This is a genomic window from Mucilaginibacter boryungensis (assembly GCF_015221995.1).
In the GTDB taxonomy this organism is placed as follows: Bacteria; Bacteroidota; Bacteroidia; order Sphingobacteriales; family Sphingobacteriaceae; genus Mucilaginibacter; species Mucilaginibacter boryungensis.
In genome coordinates this window covers 2,805,327-2,826,009 of sequence record NZ_JADFFM010000001.1, presented here as the reverse complement: position 1 = coordinate 2,826,009, position 20,683 = coordinate 2,805,327, and the positions used below count along the sequence as shown (strand labels likewise).

At 44.9% G+C, this 20,683-nt stretch carries 16 protein-coding genes and 1 pseudogene; 9 read left to right on the top strand and 8 right to left on the bottom strand.

All coding sequences use genetic code 11. The features are described from left to right. The first annotated feature begins 189 nt into the window (after positions 1-189). Together IRJ18_RS11920 and IRJ18_RS11915 are read left to right on the top strand one after the other, a co-directional pair. Positions 190-588, top strand: coding sequence for a VOC family protein (locus IRJ18_RS11920; protein ID WP_194106422.1), 399 nt, complete (start codon positions 190-192; stop codon positions 586-588). A gap of 14 nt (positions 589-602) precedes the next feature. Continuing rightward, positions 603-1,043: a DUF5990 family protein gene (locus IRJ18_RS11915; RefSeq protein ID WP_194106421.1), complete on the top strand. Its 441-nt coding sequence runs from the start codon at positions 603-605 to the stop codon at positions 1,041-1,043. A gap of 104 nt (positions 1,044-1,147) precedes the next feature. On the opposite strand, the pseudogene IRJ18_RS11910 reads toward IRJ18_RS11915, so the two are convergent. From IRJ18_RS11910 to IRJ18_RS11875, 8 genes and pseudogenes are all read right to left on the bottom strand, one after another. After that, positions 1,148-1,342, bottom strand: a pseudogene (locus IRJ18_RS11910) (GIY-YIG nuclease family protein); the annotation flags it as partial. 246 nt (positions 1,343-1,588) lie between these two features. After that, a complete protein-coding gene (locus IRJ18_RS11905; RefSeq protein ID WP_228072717.1) occupies positions 1,589-2,911 on the bottom strand; it encodes a TldD/PmbA family protein in 1,323 nt (440 codons plus the stop codon). An 11-nt stretch (positions 2,912-2,922) separates the two neighbouring features. After that, the gene (locus tag IRJ18_RS11900; protein ID WP_194106419.1) at positions 2,923-4,560 is read right to left on the bottom strand and encodes a TldD/PmbA family protein; all 1,638 of its coding nucleotides are present in this window, start codon (positions 4,558-4,560) and stop codon (positions 2,923-2,925) included. Positions 4,561-4,613: 53 nt separating this feature from the next. Then, entirely contained in the window at positions 4,614-6,395 is a 1,782-nt protein-coding gene (locus IRJ18_RS11895; RefSeq protein ID WP_194106418.1) for a hypothetical protein, read from the bottom strand. Beyond that, positions 6,395-8,503, bottom strand: coding sequence for a hypothetical protein (locus IRJ18_RS11890; RefSeq protein WP_194106417.1), 2,109 nt, complete (start codon positions 8,501-8,503; stop codon positions 6,395-6,397). Before IRJ18_RS11890 ends, IRJ18_RS11895 begins: the two co-directional genes overlap by 1 nt. Continuing rightward, positions 8,496-9,992, bottom strand: a complete 1,497-nt coding sequence (locus IRJ18_RS11885) for a BatA domain-containing protein (protein ID WP_194106416.1) — start codon at positions 9,990-9,992, stop codon at positions 8,496-8,498. Before IRJ18_RS11885 ends, IRJ18_RS11890 begins: the two co-directional genes overlap by 8 nt. 116 nt (positions 9,993-10,108) lie before the next feature. Then, a complete protein-coding gene (locus tag IRJ18_RS11880) occupies positions 10,109-10,978 on the bottom strand; it encodes a DUF58 domain-containing protein (protein WP_228072716.1) in 870 nt (289 codons plus the stop codon). Positions 10,979-11,080: 102 nt separating this feature from the next. Next, positions 11,081-12,082 (bottom strand): AAA family ATPase, encoded by a 1,002-nt coding sequence (locus IRJ18_RS11875; RefSeq protein ID WP_194106415.1) that lies wholly within the window; start codon positions 12,080-12,082, stop codon positions 11,081-11,083. 202 nt (positions 12,083-12,284) lie between these two features. On the opposite strand from IRJ18_RS11875, the gene IRJ18_RS11870 reads away from it, so the two are divergent. The 7 genes from IRJ18_RS11870 to IRJ18_RS11840 all read left to right on the top strand — a co-directional run bounded on the left by IRJ18_RS11870 (position 12,285) and on the right by IRJ18_RS11840 (position 20,538). After that, positions 12,285-12,911 carry a DUF4159 domain-containing protein gene (locus tag IRJ18_RS11870; RefSeq protein ID WP_194106414.1) on the top strand — a complete coding sequence of 209 codons (627 nt, stop codon included), beginning with the start codon at positions 12,285-12,287 and terminating at the stop codon, positions 12,909-12,911. A 633-nt stretch (positions 12,912-13,544) separates the two neighbouring features. Beyond that, complete coding sequence (hemA, locus tag IRJ18_RS11865; RefSeq protein ID WP_194106413.1) at positions 13,545-14,768, top strand: glutamyl-tRNA reductase; 1,224 nt, start codon at positions 13,545-13,547, stop codon at positions 14,766-14,768. 365 nt (positions 14,769-15,133) lie between these two features. Further along, positions 15,134-15,445 carry a hypothetical protein gene (locus IRJ18_RS11860; protein WP_228072715.1) on the top strand — a complete coding sequence of 104 codons (312 nt, stop codon included), beginning with the start codon at positions 15,134-15,136 and terminating at the stop codon, positions 15,443-15,445. A 76-nt stretch (positions 15,446-15,521) separates the two neighbouring features. Next, a complete protein-coding gene (hemC, locus tag IRJ18_RS11855) occupies positions 15,522-17,111 on the top strand; it encodes a hydroxymethylbilane synthase (protein WP_194106412.1) in 1,590 nt (529 codons plus the stop codon). A gap of 89 nt (positions 17,112-17,200) precedes the next feature. After that, positions 17,201-18,172 carry a porphobilinogen synthase gene (gene hemB, locus IRJ18_RS11850; protein ID WP_194106411.1) on the top strand — a complete coding sequence of 324 codons (972 nt, stop codon included), beginning with the start codon at positions 17,201-17,203 and terminating at the stop codon, positions 18,170-18,172. A 154-nt stretch (positions 18,173-18,326) separates the two neighbouring features. Continuing rightward, a complete protein-coding gene (gene hemL, locus IRJ18_RS11845) occupies positions 18,327-19,640 on the top strand; it encodes a glutamate-1-semialdehyde 2,1-aminomutase (protein WP_194106410.1) in 1,314 nt (437 codons plus the stop codon). A 31-nt stretch (positions 19,641-19,671) separates the two neighbouring features. Next, complete coding sequence (locus IRJ18_RS11840; RefSeq protein WP_194106409.1) at positions 19,672-20,538, top strand: sensor histidine kinase; 867 nt, start codon at positions 19,672-19,674, stop codon at positions 20,536-20,538. Positions 20,539-20,683 lie beyond the last annotated feature (145 nt).

The window sequence follows — 20,683 nt, the reverse complement described above, 5'->3', positions numbered from 1 at the left end:
GTTTACATGGTTTACAAAATTTGGGTTATTTTTTAATTTAAAATATTGATAGTCAACATTTTGATAGTATACATGTGCCAAAAAGTGTAAACCATAAATTTGATGTTTTAATAACCCTGAGATCACAATGGATAGGTTTATAAATCGAAGGAAAACAGTATCTTCGGGTAAAGTAAAACCTAAAACGATATGACTTTTGACAATGCCATCAGCTGGTTCGAGATCCCGGTTACGGATATGGAACGCGCACAAAAATTTTACGAAGCAGTTTTCGATATCACCATGCAGCGGATGGATATGCCCGGCATGAAGATGTGCTTTTTCCCGTTAACCGACCCGATGAAAGGTGTAGGCGGTACCCTTTGCGATTCAGGCGGTTTCCACACACCATCTGAAGATAAGGGCACGTTAATTTATTTGAATGCTAATCCTAATATTCAAACCATAGTTGACAGGATTGAGCCGGCGGGCGGTAAGATCGTAGTCCCAAAAACACATATCGCTCCCGAATATGGCTATATGGCCGTGTTTATTGATACCGAAGGTAACCGCGTGGCCCTGCATTCTGTTGAAGGGGTAGTAATGTAATTTCAAAATGCGCAATGAATAACGAACTACAACTTCGTATCGTACTACAAGACCCACCCGCCGGAGTAGACTTTGGATTGCAAAAAGGTTCGGGCAATAACTTTGAAACCGTACAAAAGCAACGCTCGGGCACAGGCGACCTCACTTTTACCATGATCATACAAATTAAGGGTGACAAGCAGAAGGATCCGACGCCGGGTTTCGTCGGTAAGTTTGTGCAGGGGCCGGTGTCGGAAAAGTTTATCTATCTGGATATTGGTACCATAGCCGGGCAACTGGATTCGGAATGGTCGCGCCGGTTAAAGGTGCCCTTGCGGGACATTAGCTGGGATATGGTTGAACAAGTTTTAAGCGATACAAGTTTATGCCTGGAAACCCAGGTACCCGGCAAGGCAAAGGATGGCGGCCCTAATTGCGCTACGGTGAAGCCGTTTGGTGAATGGAAGGTGAAGTAGTGTATCTCACATACTCGCTACTCATCACCCTGTCATTTCGACGAACCACGTAGGGGATGTGTAGACGAGGTGAGGAGAAATCTTATACGTATGATGAGAATAATTTACTGATCTATCTCTTCATTTAAAAATCTCCATCCAGGATTAACAGATTCAATCAGAGCAGCCTTCTTTTCTCTGCGCCATTTTTTAATCTCTTTTTCCCTCGCTATAGCATGTTCTATGTGAGTGAAATGCTCATAATAAACAAGATTATAACAGTAGAATTTGCCCGCGAATGTGCTTTTATCACCCCTGTTTTCATAGTGTTGCTGGGTTCTTACCTTAAGATCTTTTGTAACGCCAACATATAAAACTTTCTTTCAGGATTAGTAAGTATATAAACGTAGAAATTGTAGTTCCACATGTGTTTGTTTGAAATAATTGATATGGTCGGTAGAAATTACACGCACACCTATATCGTATAAGATTTCTCCCTCCGGTCGAAATGACAAACGGTTATAAAGCAAAAAAGCCCATTCGGGCTTTTTTGCTTTTAATAGAACTTAAACCGCGTCGCTTAGCGAGCTGAAGGTAAAGTCCCTTACTTTCATTGGCGGGATCATGTAGCTGCGGTAGCTTTCTACGCTGATGGCGCGCTCGGGTTTGCCCAGGGCTTCCACGTTGTTCAGCATAATAACCGGGCTTTCGTTAAACCTGAAGTTTTTAACCGGGTATTTGATCTTACCGTTCTCGATATAAAACGTACCATCGCGGGTAAGCCCGGTCAGTAACAACGATTGCTGATCGACCATACGGATATACCATAATCGGGATACTAATATCCCACGCTCGGTGCTGGCAATCATCTCTTCAAGACTGGTATTGCCGCCCTGCATAATAATGTTGCTTGGGCCGGGTACCGGTTTAACGCCTTTCTTTTCAGCCCAGTAGCGCGAATAGCTAAGGTTTTTAACCACACCTTTTTCAATCCAATAAGTTTTTTCCAGAGGCAGGCCATCCCTGTCCCAGGTAGCGCTGGGCAAGTCCGGGTCGAATGGGTCTGAATAAATGGTTACTTTCTCATCCATCAGTTGGTCGCCTAAACGGGTACCGCCTTTTTTACTTAAAAAGCTGCGGCCTTCTTCGGCGCTGCGCGCATCAAAACGGAACATATTCTCCAGCATGTAGGCGCCGGCGGTAGGCTCTAAAATTACGGTGTATTTACCCGGCTCAATGGCTTTGGCATCTTTCGAAGCGTTGGCCTTCATAGTAGCAATTTTAGTAGCGCCGTAAGTATCCAGTTTTTTAATGTCGGTAAAACCGCGGGCCGCGTAACCTGAGATGGTACCTGCATCATTACGGGTGGTAACAGAGAAAGTAACATCCGATGATTTATTGTAGGCAAACAAGCCCTTTGAATTCATTACTGCCGCCCCGCCTGATGAATTTTCCAGGAAACCCGCCTGTACCAGGCCAGCCTCTTTGGTTGCCTTCATGCTTTGGGCTATTAATTCGGCACGGGTATCCGGCGTCATCGCTGCGGTATCCGCGTTCCATGTTGCCGAAGGCTTAAATGTAGCCGGGCCCAACAATGGCATGTGCTCGGGGTTCTCGGGCGCCAATTGCGCCAATTCTTCAGACCGGCGTACTACTTTTTCAAGCGATGCATCGTCAAACTCGTTAATGCTTGCCGAACCGGTTTTTTTGCCAAAGGTTGAACTTACAAATATGTTAGTTGTATCGGTTTCGCCTGCTGTTGAAACGGCGTTTTGCGCCGTGCGGATATTACCGCCCATCCGAAAATTTAAACCAACTTCGCATTCGTCGGCTTTTGAATAACTAAGCACTTTCTTTAATAAAGCCTGTGCTTCTTCTTTAGTATACATTGCCATATTTATTACCCGATCCTTCTTTTAGTGTTTATAACATTTACCCCATTAAAACGCGCGGTAGCCGAACCATGCGATACGGCGCTTACCTGTTGTGGCTGGCCTTTACCATCAGAGAACGAGCCGCCTAAGCGGTAATCGCGCTCATCGCACACGGCTGCACATGAATTCCAGAATTCGCGCGTATTGGCCTGGTAAGCCACATCGTTTATCTGACCGACAATTTTTCCGTTCTTAATTTCATAGAATAGCTGACCGCCAAATTGGAAGTTGTAGCGTTGCTGATCTATAGAGAAGGAACCGTTATTGACAATGAAGATGCCTTTCTCCACGTTTTTGATCATATCTTCCTGCGAAAGCGGGTTTTTGCCGGGCTTTAACGATACGTTAGGCATACGCTGAAATTGTACCGAATCCCAGCTATCAGCATAACAGCAGCCTTGCGATTGGTTTAGACCGATCATTTTGGCCTGGTCGCGGATGGCCTGCAGGTTCACCAGCACACCATCTTTAATAATTTCCCATTCGCCGCATTTTACGCCTTCATCATCGTAACCAACCGCGCCTAACGAGCCCTTTTGCAGTTTATCGGCATGGATGTTTACATGTTCGCTGCCGTATTTAAACGATTTTGAATTCAGTTTATCCAATGATACAAAGCTGGTGCCTGCAAAATTAGCTTCGTAACCCAGTACACGGTCAAGCTCGGTAGGATGGCCTACAGATTCGTGAATGGTTAACCACAGGTGCGATGGGTCTAACACCAGGTCATATTTACCCGGTTCAACCGAACGTGCTTTTAATTTCTCGCCGGCGTTAACTGTAGCTTGTTTAATATCTTCCAGCATATCGTAACGTTGTTTGTAACGGGTCACTACGCCGGTCACTTTTTCAGAAGCTAACGGGGTAAGATATTCATAACCCATGCCCATTGGCGAACTTAACGATGGCTGCGACTGGAATTCACGGGTATCCGGATCTATCCGGGTGACCTGGAAATTTGGCGATATGCGGTGGATATCCTGGTCGATGTAAGAACCATCGGTTGAAGCAAAGTACTTTTGCTCATTGATCATAGCTATGGCCGAATTAACAAAGTTAGCGCCGCCTTTGGTAGCAATGGCATTAGCTGCCAACAGTAATTCTACTTTTTCTTTGATAGGCACTTCAAAGGCGTTCTTCTCTATCGGTGCCTTCCAGCTTACCTCGCCATAGCCTTTTTGCGGCGCCAGCTCTACTGGTTTACCGCCAATTTTGGCATTGGCTTTAGCCACAGCAACCGCGCGCGCAGCTGTTTTGGCCATGCCTTCTTTAGTAACATCATTAGTTGCGGCAAAGCCCCAGCAGCCGTTGGCAATAACACGGATACCCACACCGAACGACTCGCTGTTGGATACGTTTTGCACGCGCTGTTCGCGGGTGGCCACAAATTGCGATAAGTAACGGCCAATGCGCACATCGGCGTAACTGGCGCCTGCCGAACGGGCCGCATTAAGCGCCACATCGGCTAATGCCTTTTTTGCCTTTGCATCTATAGGTGCCAGTAAATCCTGGGCATTAATAGACTTGCCAAAAGCAGACAGGTCCGGCAGCATCATAGCGCCGGCCCCAAGGCCTGATAAGTAAATAAAATCTCTGCGTTTCAAGGTTGTCCTCCTTTTGTTTTTTAGTTTTAGTTAGTTTGTATAGTTGAGTTTTCTTAGTTGACGAATTTGCTTTCGGCCCATAAAAAAGTGGCTGCGATTAAAAATAAGATATAAAAATACATTTTTGGTACTGCGGCACGGGTTTTTTGATGTATTTGTTTTGTTACAGCTGTGCCAGCCAAATTAGCCTTTACATATCGACTGGTCAGCGCTATCTTTTTTGCCGCTTTAAGGCTTTGCCAATCCTTGTTTTTCCACACATACCACCAATACAGTTTGCCATTTTGTTGCGAAGCCTGTTGCCAACCATAAGCAGATGGCCAGTAAGTAATTGACCGCTGAAACGGTATTGCCGGATTTTGTGCCGGGTAAACAGTTGTTTTATTCAGCGCGATCCCGCCGGAAGGTACCCCGCCTTCAACGATCAGTTCCGCAGCCTGACCGGGCGATGATGGGGAGGTAATAACCGACCAGTTTTCCATAGCTGGTAGCCTGCGCGCGGCCTTATCTATCAGCAGCGACCATATAGCTGTATAATCATTTTTATTGCCCGATAGCATCCAGCTATACGTATTATTAACGGTAGTGAAAACAATTTTCCCCGCGCCGTTCAGCGTTACGCCAGCCAACAAATGTCCGGCCTGATCGGTAACCAGCGATTGCGTATTGCTTTGCTGGTTAATATAAACGGGGTCGATATTTAACTTACCTGTTTTCCCTTTGCCCTGCACAAATAGGGGGGACAGGGCCGCTTGTTTACCTGCCATATATGTTACCGGGAACCCGCTTTGTACCCATGATGCTTTTTTATCGGAACTATCAGCGCGCACAATCAGTCCTAATCCTTTTTGGGTAACCTCCTGCTGCAAAGCGGCACTTTCAGCCGGACTTAGGTTTTTTAATTCAGAAAGTTCGCCGATAACAACATCAAATTTGTTGAGTAACGCGGTGTTAATGTGGGTAAGATCGGGCTTATCCATGTTCAGATATTCCTGCCCGAATTTCCCTTTGGTGATAAGGGCCCGTGATGATACCCCATAACCATTAGCTCCCAGCCAATTACGTAGGAATTTACTCTCAAAATCAGGCGATGAGGATAAGGTTAGAACTTTCAAGGGTTCGGTTTTATCTATAATTACCGGCACCTGTTCATGGCTAATAGTATCCTTACCATTTAGGACTATTAACTGGTAAATAACCCGGCCTGTGCTTTTTGGCGTAGTAGCCAAGGTAAATGCAGGTTCAGCTTTAGCGGGAATGGTTACGGAATCTAAAGTAGTATTTAATCCTTTTAACACCAATTGATAAGGTTTTACCGAGGTGTTTTTGTAATGCCCCTGTACTGTAAATTGTTGTCCTGCTTTTAACTTTTCTGTCCAGCCCACAGCGGTAAATCCATCCGGAATTGGCGAATTATGAAAATTAATGGGTCGGCCAGATAACTGTTTCAATTCATCCTCATTTAAACCATATCCATAAACATTTATTGGCGCTATGTGCATGCTATCCGTAAATAACTGGTCTATATTATACAGCAGTTTGGCTTTAGGGTATTGCTGATGGATGCTTTTATCCAAGGTGTAAAGGCTATCAATTCTGTTCAGGCTATCAGGATCAAAACCTTCCGTAAGTAATATTTTGCCGTTAGCGGTTGTTTTTTGAGGATCGGCATTGTAAGTGAGGGGTAGGGCAATGCAGGCTAACGCAACTATGGCAACCAAAGCAGCAACCACACGCCAAACTAAATGCGCTTTGTTTGCCCGCAAATATTCCCGGTAGATCGCGAAAGCGGCTATTAAAATACAGACGATTATTACAACACTATTCCAATTCATTACTGCCTGCGTTTTAAGTTTTGGAAATAGTGTTGCGATAAGCCCATATCCGGCGCGATGGATTTGCTTTGCGGCATTTGCGCGGTTTGCGGTAATGTGCGCTGTATGGCGCGTTCAACCAGGTCAATATCCTGCATGTTCGGCTGCGTGTTGCTGATAATCCGGTTCATGGCGCTTACGGCCGTTAAATAAACGCCCGGCTGCGCTGATGCTTTTAAACTTAATTGTTGTTTGGCCAGTTGTAACAGGTGTTTATCAGCATCGCTGTAGGTACGGGTTAGTTTTATTTGTTCCAGCAATTGCACCGCGTTTTTAAGCGTTTCGTAAGCATCGCTACCCGGTTTTATTTCCTGTTGATTTAATGGCTGGTTGATCTTGCTCAGGTCGCCGCTTAGGCGTTTTTCCATTTTTAGCGGGGTAGGTTTGTAAGCCGTTTTAGCCACATAAGCGCGCGATTTTTGCTGCAGGTCTTTCAGCAAGCGAAGGGCCTTGTATTCAAAAGGTAAGGCTTCCTGGGGTTTGTACATGCGCAGGTGCAGTTCGGCATTCCACATTTCCGTAAGGGTAGCTTTTAATTGGGCTTTAATAGCCGGCTCAAAATAAGTAGCGTCCTCGGCGTTATCGTGTTTGTCGGTCATGGCATCCAATATCATAGCCGCATTGCTGAAATTTTCGGCTTTGGATAACTCGGCATTTTCGCCCATGCCGCCTACATTGGATTCTTCTTCCTCGCCCAAAAACTTACCGTAACGCAAGCGCAGCATTTTTTGGTCGGCCCCAATGTCGCCGCACATACTGTTGAATTTGTCTCTACCCAGCGTATCCCGACTTTTCAGCAGTTTCTCCGTATCCATAATAATCTGCCTCTGACTGCGGAAATATTCAGGTTTCAGGTTCGAACCATTCACAATACCATCCATACTCAGCAAAGCCGCGGTATCTTGAATGGAAACGGTATAAACATCGGTACGGCTTTTTTGCTGGTGGTTATCCTGCGCTTCAATATAAAAATATAGTTCATCGCCCGGTTCCATATTCAACTTAGGAAGATCGAATAAGTGCTGCAAACTGTACTGCGCACTGTGGCTTTGAAATGATTGCCCGAACGGTATTTGATACTCTTTAAATTTTACACCCTCACCGCTGCCTTTGGCCACGGTGGCATAGATTAGCGCGTTACTGACGCCATAATCATCGGTAACGGTAGTAGTCAGGTTAACCAGCGGTTTTTCACCCGCATCAATATAAATGTATTGCTTGGGTGTTTTAATATGAATTTGCGGGGCGTTGTCTTTTATAGTTTCTATTTGATACAGGTCTGATGCCTTACCATCAATAATCACCTGGTAAAAGCCGGGTTTATCAATGCTGCGTTGCGCAGTCCAGCTTGTTTTATCGGCACCGGGTATCAGGGCGATGCGGTCATGGTCGTTAAACAGCAAACTCATTTGCTTTACCGCGATGGTGGTGCTGATATGCCATTGCGCGGTCGAGCCTTCCTCGGCCAGGATGGTAAATTTATCCTGCTCACGCGCGGCCTTGCCGGTATACGCAGGGGGATGGATGGTTAATTTCAGTTCCGATATCTGTGGCAGCACCTTTTCTGCTTTGCTGTTAAGTTCAGACAATGGCGGTATCGGATCGGCAAAGATCGTTGTCCGGATGCGGGGAATAAATGCGGATATGACTAACGATATCAATAGTATCCGCCCCGCATCCTTTGCTTTGCGAATAAAAGGCCTCGGCGTAGCCGGGATAGTCGTTAAAGCTGATTCAACTTTTGCTAATTGCAGGCGTTGCAGTAAACTTAACTCACCTTCACGCTTCAGGCTTAGTTCGGCGCTTTCTTCCAGTTCGGGGTAATGCTGGTTTAAGAATGTGGTTACGGATATCGGTGTTATCTGCCAGGGTTTATGGATAAATAATAAAACAATTAATATCACTACAAAAGCCAATAAACCCCACCACGGTGACACGGCCGCCCTGTAATTTGCTATGGCCAACAACAGCAAAGCAATAGCCAGCGACAAAACTACATCGGCCAATATTTGGTAGCCAATGTACCTTTGCTTTAAGCTATTTATTTTATGTGCGCCTTGTTCAGCCATTTGCCAATACCTGTTTGTTTTTGTGCGCCAGCCAGCGCTCGGTGAAAAATACTACCATCAACGCCAACCATAAATAGTGTGACAGGTCTATCGCTGTTCTGGGCGTTGTAATCAGTTTATTTGTGCCTGTTACGTATGCGGGTTTTATTTGATCAGCGCTTAGCGCGCGACGATCGTGCCCAATTGTATTAAACGACTGGGTATTCATCAACTGCATTAGCCATTTAGGGAATTCCTCGCTCCATACCAAATCGTTCCAGGCAGGGTTAAAGCGACTGAAGAAACGGTAAACATTGGTTTTACCAGATTCTTTTTTCAGGATGCCGTTGCCGAACCCATCCGTCCATATGGCATCAGCAAACGGGGACTGGCTTGTGGTTTTATACAAGGCAATTTTTGATAGCCCCTGTTTTATGGTATAACTATCCGCATTGCTCATCCACGAATTAACGCTGAACGCCTGGCGCCCCTGGTAACAAAATACATTGCTGTTTTTTTCAATTATGGCTTGTTCAATCGGCTTTTCCGATAACCAAAACAACCAGCTTTGCCCGGCGGGAATAGCCTCGGGCTGATTATATATCCTGATAACAGTTTTACGCTGTGATAACTGCGCGACGGCATCCAACGCGGCTTTTAAATAATTAGCGTCGAGAGCGTTTTTATCTGCATAAACGGCAATGCGCTTCGTGACGGTATCTACGGCTATTTTAGAATTTTTAAAGCTGACTACTGGCGTGCCATGCTCAACCCCAATTTGGTAATTTGAACCTGTTTGACCACCATTCTTAATATCGTTGTATTGATAAATAGTACCGGATGGGGTTGAAGTACCCTGCACCACGCGGATATCGCCATTGGCTTTTAACCAGGCGCCAGCCAGCCAGGTATCAACTGAATCGGCAGGGGTATAAGTATGCCAATTAAGAGATAAAGATGTAGCTGGTTTTTCACCTGAAAAATGGCTGAGGCTATTCGGTGTAAACAGCGCGACAGGCGTATTGGGTGATACGGTATTGTTAAGTTGATTGACTAACTGCCAGTAGTTAAGATGATCGTCTGAAATGGTATCTGATTTTGTTTTACCGACAGCTGCGGTATCAAGTTTAGCAAACGACGGATTAAACACATGATACTCATACCCCTTGCTGGCGTAAAAATCCAGGTCGGCTTTGTAATGCTGTTTAACGTAACTGTAATTTCCTTCGGGAATTAATACCCAGCCTTTGGCTTTGCTTGTTGTTAGCTGCTTTTGCCAAAAGGGTGTTGCAAGTATTAATGCTAATAATCCCAACAAAACACATCTTAACAAAAGCAACAGCAGATCCATCAACTTAAAACTGCGGCTGCTTTTTGGCGATGATTCCGTAAACAGCGCAATGCTGCCCACCTTCAGCGTTTTGCCCGGCCTGATATTCCACAAATGGATCACCACCGGGATGCTGATAGCAGCCAGCGCGAAAAGCCATATGGGGGTGGTAAGTATCAAGTCTTGAGTTCTGAGTCTTAAGTTTTTATATTGTCATTTCGAACGACAGAGAAATCTTCTACGCTTACTTATCGCTCTTAGAAGATTTCTCCCGCTGGTCGAAATGACACTCTTCTTTATGTTTTATTCCTCTGTACCAAAAAATCCCTTAGCGCTTTATCCAACGGTTCGGCGGTGCTGATTAATCGGTGCACTATATGCTTGCCCAGTAATTCCATCCTGATGCCGGATAAATGCTGCTGCAAACTTTCCTGGTAAGCTTTGGCCTGTTGCGTGCTGATCTGTATGGTTTCCCCGGTTTCCAGGTCTTCCAGCGTAGAATGACCTTTAAAATTAAGGTCAAGCTCATTTTGGCCCATCAACTGGAAAACAATAACCTCGTGCTTCAGGGCCGACAAGGAATCCAGTAATTTACTGATCTCGCCGTTTTGCTGATACATATCGGTAATGAATATCAGCATCTCCTTTCGGCCGTTGCCTGCAAATAGCTCTTTATAATGCACCGGTTGCGTAAATTTTCCCGCGGGTTTAATCTCCTCCAGATGATAATATAAACGCTTTAAATGCTGCGGATCGGGTTTAGAGGCCAACGAGAACAAACCGCCATCCTGGAAAGTGTAAAGTCCAACCGAATCGCCCTGCAGGTTAGCCAGATAAGCCAGCGATGCCGCCAGAAAACGCGCGTAATCTATCTTTTTTAGGCCATTGTCCTCGTGGTTCATGCTGGCGCTGGCATCTATTAAAAACCGCACAGATATACTCGTTTCTACCTCAGACTCGCGGATATAATACCTGTCCGACCGGGCAAACATGCGCCAATCCAGCCAGCGTAGGTCATCGCCGGGCTGGTAGCTGCGGTATTGGCTAAATTCCAACCCCGGGCCTTTAACTGTGCTTTTATTAAACCCATTCATAAAGCCATCAATAACCGTTTTTGCCAGTAATGGCAAATCCTTAATGGTCATTAATACTTTGGGATCGAGCATATGTTTATGTCTATTTATATGCAGATGTGCAGATATGCAAATGTGCAGATGAGATCATCAAAAAATTAATTTGCACATCCGCACACTTGCATATTTGCACATTTATAAAGCCTTCGGCCGTTCAATTACTTTTATCAGTTCCTCAGTCACCCTGTCCGAAGTAATATTTTCAGCTTCAGCTTTAAAGTTCATCAGTATGCGGTGACGCAGTACCGGGTAAGCCATGGCGTGGATGTCTTCGGGTAGCACGGCGTAGCGGCCTTTTAGTAATGCCCGCGCTTTAGCCGTCAATATCAGCGCCTGCCCTGCGCGTGGACCAGCACCCCAGCGTACCCATTCCTTTATATAAGGTACGGTTGTGGTATCAGGCCGGGTAGCACGGATGATCTGGCTGACGTATCGTACCAAATCTTCATTAATATTTACTTGTCTCACTAATGCCTGCGCCTGCTGTATCTCTTCGGCTGATATAATAGCCTGCACATCGGCTTTTTTAGTGCCTGTGGTGCGGTTCAGTATATCAAACTCCTCCTGGTCGGTAGGGTAGCCTATCTTAATTAACAGCAAAAAACGGTCAAGCTGCGCTTCAGGCAGGGGATAGGTCCCAGCCTGCTCAATAGGGTTTTGGGTAGCCAGGATAAAGAAGGGCTTGTCCAGCGGGTAAGTTTGCCCACCGTAAGTTACTTCAAACTCCTGCATGGCTTCCAGCAGCGCTGCCTGTGTTTTGGGCGGTGTGCGGTTTATCTCATCAGCCAAAATAATATTGGCGAATAGGGGGCCTTTATTGAACTTGAAAAAACGCTTACCGGTAGCATGGTCTTCTTCTAAAATTTCGGTACCGATTATATCCGTCGGCATCAAATCAGGAGTAAACTGTATGCGCCTGAAAGCCAGTTTCAGCGCCTGCGACATGGTTTTTACGATCAGCGTTTTAGCCAGTCCGGGTACCCCCTCCAGCAGGCAATGCCCGCCGGCAAGGAAAGCTACCAGTAGTTCATCCAGGATATGGTCCTGCCCAACAATTACTTTCTGTATCTCGGTTTTTAATTGCGGAAGTTTGTCCAGCAGTGATTTTATTTCTTTTTCCGTCAGTTCGGCAGTCATAGTTAATTTTTATGCACGCAGGCTTAAATGAATTAAAGCTTACAAGCCATTTATTGTTAGATAGCACAATATAGCGCTGTTTTTACACAATAAAGGGCTGTTATTGTAAAAAACTTAAGCAGGTATCGTAAAAATTACAACGCCAATAATGAAAAGTGATTTCCGCATAAAATTTTATACTAATTTTAGAGTTTTAACAAACATGGCTGTTAGTCCGAAATTTACTTTTGCCCGTTTAAGCTACCATTCCGGCGATTGGGATACCGATCAAAGGATGCCGTCGAATATCCTCAACTCGTTATTAGAATATACTACCATATCGTTTGACGCGAAGGAGAAGGTTGTGCCCCTAAGCAGCAGCGATATTTTTAATTACCCTTTCTTTTACCTGAGCGGGCATAAACTGGTGCAGTTTGATGCCCAGGAGCGCGCCAACTTTAAAAAGTATGTAGAGAACGGCGGCTTTGTGTTTGTAGATGATTGCAACCATGATATTGACGGCCTGTTCGCCAAATCGTTCGAAGCGCAGATGGCGGCCTTATTTGGTCCTGCCGCGCTGAAGAAGATCCCTAACAATCACAACATCTATAACGCTTTTTTTAAGTTTGAAAAAGGTCCGCCCAATACCACTTTTGAACTAAACGGTTGGGGCGACGACCTGGTGCACGACTACCTGAAGGCCATAGAAATAAAAGGCCGTATTGGCGTGCTATACAGCAATAAAGACTATGGCTGCGAATGGGATTACGATTTCCGCAACAAGCGTTTCCTTGCTGAAGATAACACCAAGTTTGGGGTGAATATTGTGGTTTATGCGATGGGTGGGTAAATACACCGCGTCATAGTGAGCGGAGCGAACTATCCCCGGTATGCTAAGTCGTTCTTTAGTATTTCATCAGCACAGGTAAATCAGATAATTAAAGCCAGTGGATGTACTTTTTCTTTTGCCAAAAAAGAAAAAGTACCAAAAAGAAATTGGCCGGCTGGCGCAATCACCTGTGTATGGGTTGTGCTTTGGCAGGGGCAGTAGCAACCGGCGATTCCGATGCCGGGTTTTAGGACGGTAACGAAAGGTTTATCACAGGAGCCTCACCTAAATCCTCTCCAAAGGAGAGGGCAGGGTGAGGCTTCTACTTCCTATGCTATCCATCAGTACATTCATTAATTTGGAAAAGGAAATATAAAGGGGAATAATAGGAATGTAAAAGCTTGGGTGTACAAAATGATTATCGCCTGCTAACAGGTAACCCATAATTAGGGCTTTTAAGCTTACTTTTTTGGATACGGGTATTGACCAAGATGCAAAAATGGTCAAATTTTAGATTTATTTTATTTGTAATAAATTGTAAACCAGTTTTTTAACTATCAATTTAAAAACATTCTAAATTAAAGTGTTTGACAAAGGGTTGACATTGCAACCAATATGGCGTGTTACTTTTGTTGGGTTATAATTTAAACTGCTTTGAAGTATCTAAAGGTTATTGCTTTTACGCACAAACAAGTCGAGTTGAAGGAACTGGGAAAGCTGGTAGTTTGTCAGGACAGCCTATTACCCAAACTAAGGCAGGTTAAAGATCAATTTAATATTCCAGAAATTTTTTACCTGGCTACCTGTAACCGCGTAGCGTTTATTATGGCAACTGAACAGGTGGTTGATAAAGCCTTTGCCTGCAAGTTTATTGAAGCCATGGAAATGGGTCTGTGCAGCCACCACACTAATTTGTTTGTAGAGGCTGCCAGTATATACGAAGACCAGGAAGCCTTAAACCATTTGCTGCGCACTTCATGCAGTCTGGAAAGCCTGGTAGTAGGCGAGAAAGAGATACTTGCCCAGGTACGCAAAGCTTATGAAAGCGCCCGCGAGGCCGGCCTTACCGGCGATCATCTGCGTATGGTAATGGGTTGCGCTGTTAAAGCTGCCAAGGAAGTTTATACCCATACCAATATCTCCAAAAACCCAATTTCGGTAGTATCGTTAGCCTACCGCAAACTACGCGACCTGAAATTGTGCACCAATGCCCGTGTAATTATTATCGGCGCCGGAGAAACCAACCGTAATATTTCCAAATACCTGCAAAAGCATAAGTTCAGCAACTTCGCGGTATTTAACCGTACGCTATCAAAAGCACAGGAACTGGCTGCCGACCTGAATGGCGAGGCGTACGACCTGGAAGCGCTGAAAACCTATAACAAGGGTTTTGATGTAATTATTACCTGTACATCGGCCACACAACCGGTTATTACCCCCGAAATCTACGCGCAGTTATTAAACGGCTGCACCGAAAAGAAGACTATCGTCGATCTGGCTATCCCTAACGATACCGACCCGGAAATACTGGAAAAATTTGCGGTTAACTTTATAGAAGTACACTCGCTAAACGAGATTGCCCAAAAGAATATCCAGGAACGCTACCAGGAACTGGTACACGCCGAAAAGATCATCAACCAAAATATCAACGAGTTTTTACCGCAATTAAAACAACGCCGCATTGAACTGGCCATGCGCCAGGTACCCGAAAAGATCAAAGAGATCCGCAACACGGCCATCAATTCTGTTTTTGCCGAGGAAGTGCAGGGCATGGACGAGCAATCGCGCGAGATACTGGAGAAAGTGATGAACTACATGGAGAAAAAGTACATCAGCGTACCCATGGTGATGGCTAAAGAGATACTGATCAATCAGTAATATATCCTGAAGACTTTCCTGTAGATAAGTTTGGCTAAAGCCATGCTTGCGTTTGTTTTTATCCGCCCCATAAATGGGACGGCAATGAATTCAATTTTAAATGCATTTAATCATTACCATGAAAGAGCAATAAACCCGATTTGTTGATGTAATCATTCATCCCTATCATACATTGCCGTTGGCTTCAGCCAACGGAATACAATAAATCAATACCGGCTTTAGCCAAATATTTACTTCAATACCATCAAACCTAAACCCGATTGTAGCGGAAAACCCGGACGAAGGAGGATTTGCAGCGGAAAGCGGGGCTGTCGGAAGCGATGGAATACTGAACGCTCGTTTTCAAAGAATGTTATCTTTACAATATGTGGGTTCCAATTACATTGAAAGAGTTGTTAAAAACAATAAGTAATACTGAACAATTGCTGTCACCTGAATTAGAAAAATTTTGGCAACTTATAAGCATTGAACCGGTAAAATGGATGGAAAACGAACATGGTAATGAAAACGGTGGTTTTTGGGTGGTTGCTATATATGGAAAGAAAGCGGTTTGGTATAATGATATAGAAGAAGGGTTCAACGTATCGACTTACAAAACGTTTGGGGAAATTGCAGAATATGGCTGCGAACAGTATGAACTTAATCAAATTATATCTCAACTATATAACAACTATTAATACCCTCCGTCAACCCAACCTCACATTACAACAAAGTTTACTATAAATCTCGTATAAAAGTTAAATTTGCTGGAAAATGACAACTCTCTCTTTGGAAAGAAAATTAACTATAGGAACACGGGGAAGCGAATTGGCCTTATGGCAGGCTAATTTTGTTAAGGACAGGCTGGCAGAAATAAATATTACTGCCGAGCTTAAAATTATAAAAACCCAGGGCGACCGTATCCTGAACCTGAGCTTTGATAAGCTGGAAGGCAAGGGTTTTTTCACTAAAGAACTGGAAGAAGAATTATTGGCAGGTACTATTGACCTGGCGGTACACTCGCACAAGGACCTGCCCACAGAAAACCCTCCGGGACTCATTATCGCGGCAGTTTCAGAACGGGAAGACCCGGCTGAACTGTTGCTGATTCTGAAAGATTGCGTAGAGGTTAAACATAAATTATCGGTAAAGTTTGGCGGGATGGTAGGCACCTCATCCAACCGCCGCAAGGCCCAGCTGCTGGCCGTACGCCCCGATCTTGAAATTGAGGAATTGCGCGGCAATGTACCTACGCGCATAGGCAAGCTACGTGACGAAAAATACGACGCTATTATGATAGCCAAAGCCGGTGTTAGCCGGTTAGGTATCGATTTGAGCGAGTTTCATGTAGAAGAGCTAACCCCAACCGAATTTATCCCCGCGCCGGCACAAGGCGTGCTGGCTATACAGATACGCGAAACAGATAGCGAACTGTTTGAAGCTTTGCAGGCATTGAACCATCCAAAGGTGGCTAAAGAGCTTTCCGTAGAACGCAAAGTGCTAAAAAGCTTTGGCGGCGGCTGTCATTTACCTTTAGGCTGCTATTGCCGTAAGCACGATGGCGAGTACCAGATATTTGTTTCGAAAGCCGATGAAGGCGATGAATTTCCCGACCGGTTGTTTATCCAGACAAAAGATATTAAAGGAATTGAAGAACGCATATTAACGTATTATGCTAAAAACAGGCAATTCCCTAAAAAGGTATTTATCTCGCGCGATGTTTCTGAACAAAGCTATTTCCGCCGCGCGCTAGAAAAGCATAAGATAGAAATAGAAGGCCGGTCGCTGATACGTACTGTACCGGTAATTACCCGGTTCGATTCGTACATATTGAAAAGTGTGGATTGGGTATTTTTTACAAGTAAAAATGCCGTAGAGTATTTCTTTAACCTGAAACCATTGTTCCCTAAAAAGGTGAAATTTGGGGTGATGGGTACCGGCTCGGAAGATATGCTGCGCCGTAACGGGCACTTAGCCGATTATGTGGGCGATAGCGGGGATACTGCGCAGGTAGGTCGCGATTTTGCCAAACTTGCCAATGGGCATACCGTATTGTTTCCGGGTTCGGAAAGCGCTATGCGCAGTGTGCAAAAGGAAATGTCGGCTGCTACCCGGATCATTGACCTGCCGGTTTACGAAACCGTACTGGTTGATGAAGTAAAGGCTTCAGATGCCGAAGTGTTGGTGTTTACCAGCCCTTCAAACGTAGAAGCTTATTTCAGTGATAACCTGGCGGACTTCAATCAAAAACTGATAGCCATAGGTAAATCAACCGGGAATAAACTAACCGAATTAGGATTAAAATATACGCTGCCTTTCTCGCCCGATGAAGTTGGGCTGGCCGAGGCGGTGTTTGGGCTATAGGCCCCACCCAACCCTCCCCGGAAGGGAGGGCTATTTGTAAACTTAAATTGTTTAAGTCCTCCCTTCCGGGGAGGATTTAGGAGGGGCATATGCTACAACGACCAAGACGAAACCGAAAAAGCGAAGTAATACGCCAAATGGTGCAGGAAACGCACATAAGCGCGGCTAACCTGATATTCCCTTTATTTATTATTGAGGGTAACAATCAAAAAACCGAGGTGGCTTCAATGCCTGGTATCTTCCGATATTCCATAGATAATCTGTTACGCGAAGTGGAAAGCTGTATGAAGCTTGGGTTAAAATCATTTGATCTTTTCCCGAACATCAGCGAAGAGCTAAAAGATAAATATGCTACTGAAAGCCACCGCGAGGAAAGTTTGTACTTGCGGGCTATTAAACAGGTAAAACAAAACTTTCCGGAAGCGTGTGTAATTACCGATGTGGCGATGGATCCATATAGCAGCGATGGCCACGACGGGATTGTGGAGAACGGCGAAATATTGAACGACGAAACTTTAGAGGTGTTGGGTAAGATGGCCCTGGCACATGCGCGCATGGGTGCCGATATTATTGCGCCAAGCGATATGATGGATGGCAGAGTAGGTTATATACGGCAGGTGCTGGATGATAATGGCTTTAGCGGCGTAAGTATCATGTCGTATTGTGCTAAATATGCCAGCGCGTTTTACGGCCCTTTCAGGGATGCATTAAATTCGGCGCCTAAGTTTGGCGATAAGAAAACTTACCAGATGAACCCGGCGAACCAGCGTGAAGCTTTAATTGAAGCCCAGCTTGACGAAGCCGAAGGTGCCGATTTCCTGATGGTAAAACCGGGTTTGCCTTACCTGGACGTAATAAAACTTTTAAAAGACAATACCGAACTGCCTATAGCAGCTTATAATGTAAGCGGTGAATACGCCATGCTGAAAGCCGCGGCTGAACGTGGCTGGTTGAACGAACAGCGCGCCGTAGCCGAGGTGCTGACCAGCCTGCGCAGGGCAGGGGCCAGTGCCATATTGACCTATCACGCTAAGGAAGTGCTGGAGAATAAGTGGTTGTAGGTGAGAGATTAGAGATTAGTTAATTAGAGATTAGAAGGAAACCTAAATAATATTTGTCATTGCGAGCGATAGCGTGGCAATCCCGTAATTTGATTAGCGTACTACGAGATTGCCACGTCACTACGTTCCTCGCAATGACAATTGAAACTATACAATGAGTGAAATAAAAGATATCAGCAGGACCAAGTCTGCGGAATTGTATGAGAAGGCCAAGACGTTTTTCCCGGGTGGGGTAAACTCGCCGGTACGGGCGTTTAAATCGGTTTATGGCACACCGCTGTTTATCCAGAAGGGTAATGGCAGTCATATTTGGGATGCGGACGGTAACGAGTTTATCGATTTCTGTTGCTCGTGGGGGCCGTTGATCCTTGGGCATAACCATCCGGCTGTGCGCGAGAAGGTGATTGAAGTGATGCAGAACGGCATGTCCTTCGGCGCGCCAACCGCGTTGGAAAATGAACTGGCTGAACTGATACTGACCAACAACAAATTCATTGAAAAGATACGCTTTGTAAGTTCGGGTACCGAGGCGGTAATGTCGGCTATCAGGCTGGCGCGGGGATATACCAAACGCGACAAAATATTAAAATTCGAAGGCTGCTATCACGGTCATGTGGATGCGCTGCTGGTTAAGGCAGGTTCAGGCCTGGTAACTTTCGGCGAAACCTCATCAGCAGGCGTACCCAAAGCATTTGCCGATGAAACTATAGTTATTGCGCTTAATGACAGGGAAGCTTTACAAAAAGCATTTGAAGAATTTAAAGATCAGATAGCCGCAGTCATTATCGAGCCTATACCGGCTAACAATGGGTTGCTGTTACAACAGCAAGGGTTTTTACAGTTCCTGCGCGAGCAATGTACTGCCAACGGTACCATGCTGATATTTGATGAGGTGATCTCCGGTTTCCGTGTTGGCTTTGAAGGCGCGGCAGGATTATATGGTATACAGCCGGATATCATCACTTACGGTAAAATTATAGGCGGCGGGATGCCGGTTGGCGCGTATGGCGCTTCGGCAGCCATTATGGGCAATATATCACCTGAAGGCCCGGTTTACCAGGCCGGGACATTATCGGGTAACCCGGTAGCCATGGGCGCTGGCATTGCGCAGCTAACAGAATTGTTAAAACCAAGTTTTTACCAGGATCTGGAGACGAAGACAACAGCATTCGTTTCTGCCATACAACAGTACGTTGCCGAAAAAGGCTACGGCTTTAAGATATTCCAGATCGGTTCTATATTCTGGTTCGCGTTTACAGGGCAGGAGCATATCCGCAGGGCCGATGAAATTAATGCCGGCAGTATGTCGCACTTTAAAGTATTTCACCGCGAACTGCTAAACCGTGGCGTATATCTGGGCCCGTCGGGTTACGAAGTTGGTTTTGTATCAGCAGCCCATACCGCCGACGATATGGAAAAAACAAAATTGGCTATATTTGATAGTTTGGATATAGTTTTTAACAAATAGCTGTGAACTGGATACTTAAAACTGCAAACCGATGAAGAAGCCATTTGTGATATTTTATGCTACCATCATTTACGCGCTGGCGCAGTTATTTTGGTGGGGGTATCGTTTGGTAATATTGCAGCCAACCCGCATAGGCATGGTGTTGAGCGAGGGCTCGATGTTTTTAATGGTGTTTGCCCTGGGCGCCTGGAGTTTACATAAAACGGTGAACAAAGAACGAAGGCTGCACGAACAGAAAAAGAATTTCCTGCTATCGGTAACGCACGAGTTAAAATCGCCGCTGGCCTCCATTAAACTATATCTTCAAACTATCAGCAAACGCGATCTGAACAGGCAGCAGATCGTAAGTTTTTTAGATAAATGTTTGCTTGATGTAGAGCGGCTGGATGACCTGGTGGAAAATATGCTATTGGCATCAAAAATTGAAAATCAATCGTACACCTTTCCTAAAGAGAAGTTCAGCCTGTCGGCTTTGGTGGATAGTGTAGTGAACCGTTTGCAGATCAATAAATGCGATTTTAACCAGCAATTGATCAATGCGGAGATTGAACCTAAAATAGAGATCACCGGGGATAAATTCGCTTTGTCATCGGTAGTAACTAACCTGGTAGAAAATGCCATCAAATATTCGCAACCATGCGAAGAGGTGAGTGTGAAACTGTTTAGGAAAGATGACGGCATTTATTTACAGGTAGCTGATAGGGGGATCGGTATATCCGATGATGAGAAAGACCGTATATTTGAACGTTTTTACCGTGTAGGCAGCGAGGATACAAGGAACACAAAAGGCACGGGTTTAGGTTTATACATAGTTAAACAGGTATTGGATAAGCACGACGCTACCATACATGTACGTGATAATCGCCCGGCGGGAAGTATTTTTGAAGTGGTGTTTTAAGCGAATTGTCATAGATTAAGACAAATTGTCACAAAACAATAATGGTTTAAGGGTTTTTATCATTGCGATGTAAATAAACCCCTTAAACACCTGTTCGGAATAGCAATTGATTGATCTGTATAAATTAATAATATACATTGTTCAA